This is a genomic window from Mesorhizobium sp. M4A.F.Ca.ET.020.02.1.1 (assembly GCF_004022645.1).
Taxonomy (GTDB): domain Bacteria; phylum Pseudomonadota; class Alphaproteobacteria; order Rhizobiales; family Rhizobiaceae; genus Mesorhizobium.
In genome coordinates this window covers 1-1,758 of record NZ_RZOI01000991.1, presented here as the reverse complement: position 1 = coordinate 1,758, position 1,758 = coordinate 1, and the positions used below count along the sequence as shown (strand labels likewise).

Here is a 1,758-nt window from a genome sequence, read left to right as displayed (position 1 = left end):
GATGAGGTTCTCCTCGCCGATGCCGGCGACCCAGATGGCGCGATCGATCGAGGTGTGAACCTGGTCGGAGGAATAGACGCGAAGCCTCGCCTGCCCTGTCAGCCCTTCCTTGTTCCCCTGCCAGTCGAGCGCCCGCTCGCGCATGGTCAGCACCGCGGCCAGCGTTGCCGACGAAGCCGAATCCTGGATGACGCCGGAAAAGCCATCGGGCAGGCCGAGCGCCTGGCGCATCCAGTCGACGGTACGGGTCTCCAACTCGGTCGCCGCCGGCGAGGTCTGCCACAGCATGCACTGCGCCGCCATCGCCGAAGCCAGATACTCGGCAACCACCGAGACTGGGGCGGCATTGGCCGGGAAATAGGCGAAGAAGCGCGGGTGCTGCCAATGCGTCATGCCGGGCACGATCTTTTCCTCGAAATCGGCAAAGATCCTGTCCATCGGTTCCGCGGTTTCCGGCGGCGAGACCTCGATGGCATGGAAAACCTCGCCAGGGGCAAGCGCTGGGCGCACCGGCCGTTCGCGCAAGGTGTCGCGGTAGTCGACACCCCAGTCGGCGGCACGCCTAGACCAAGTGCGGAATTCGTTATTGTCCATGTTTCCTCCCAGTAGCCGGCCGCCGCGCCGGCAAATGCAACCGCTCGGGTGTTGATTAACATGTTAAATATATGAAGGCAATGATTCGGCGAGGTCGCGCCGCCCTACCCCGGAAAATCCGGCAGGCTGGCGAAAGCCGTCTTCAGCGCGTTCGACCAGCCGTCCGAGATTGTGCGGTAATAGTGATCGTCCTGGCCGATGCGCTTCTTGAGGCTGACCTTGAAGGCGTCCTTCTCGTAGAACAGCAGGTCGAGCGGCAGGCCGACCGACAGGTTCGACTTCAGCGTCGAATCGAAGGACACCAAAAGCAGCTTCACCGTCTCGGCCAGGCTCATCGTGCGTTCATAGGCGCGGATGATGATCGGCTTGCCGTATTTGGTCTCGCCGATCTGGAAGAACGGCGTGTCGTCGGTCGATTCGATGAAATTGCCCTCGGGATAGATCATGAACAGCCGCGGCGGGCTGCCCTTGATCTGGCCGCCGAGGATGAAGGAGGCGTTGAAGTAGGAATCGGCCTTGTCGCCTGCGGGCGAGGAATGAGCGATGACCTCCTTGACCGTATCGCCTACCAGCCGCACCGTCTGGTACATGGACGGCGTCTCGAGCAGCGTCGCATGGCGATCCGCCACTGCCTTGGTGCGCTCGTCGAGCAGGCTGACCACGGCCTGCGTGGTCGCCAGATTGCCGGCCGACATCAGCACAATGACGCGCTCGCCGGGCTCCTCCCAGACATGCATCTTCTTGAAGGTCGAGATCGAATCCATGCCGGCGTTGGTGCGCGTGTCCGACATGAACACGAGCCCGCGATCGATCTTCAGGCCGACGCAATAGGTCATGGGTACTCTTTAGCAGCGATTCCGCTGGAATTACTGCTCTACCGTGACAGTCACCGCAAGCTGTTCCTGCGCCTGTCCCAGCCTAATCCCCGATACCGGTGAGGCGTCGCGGTAGTCGCGCCCGGTCGCCACGCGCACATAGCGCTCGTCGGGGGAGATTCCGTTGGCGGCATCGAAAGCAACCCAGCCGAGGCCTTGGACATGCGCCTCGGCCCAGGCGTGGCTCGCCGCCTGCTGGACCGCCGCATCCATCATCAGATAGCCGCTGACATAGCGGGCCGGAAAGCCCATGGCGCGCGCCGCGGCAGCGAAGATATGGCTGTGGTCC

General features: G+C 63.1%; 3 protein-coding genes. All 3 read right to left on the bottom strand.

Annotated features, from left to right (window positions below; translation table 11 throughout):
* A partial coding sequence (locus EN742_RS34005) for a pyridoxal-dependent decarboxylase (RefSeq protein ID WP_245492463.1) occupies nt 1-594 on the bottom strand: 594 nt, incomplete at its 3' end.
* A 104-nt stretch (nt 595-698) separates the two neighbouring features.
* Nucleotides 699-1,430: a peptidase gene (locus EN742_RS34000; protein WP_126054729.1), complete on the bottom strand. Its 732-nt coding sequence runs from the start codon at nt 1,428-1,430 to the stop codon at nt 699-701.
* A 30-nt stretch (nt 1,431-1,460) separates the two neighbouring features.
* Nucleotides 1,461-1,758: transglutaminase family protein (locus EN742_RS33995; protein ID WP_148670483.1), on the bottom strand; the 298-nt coding region annotated here is incomplete at its 5' end.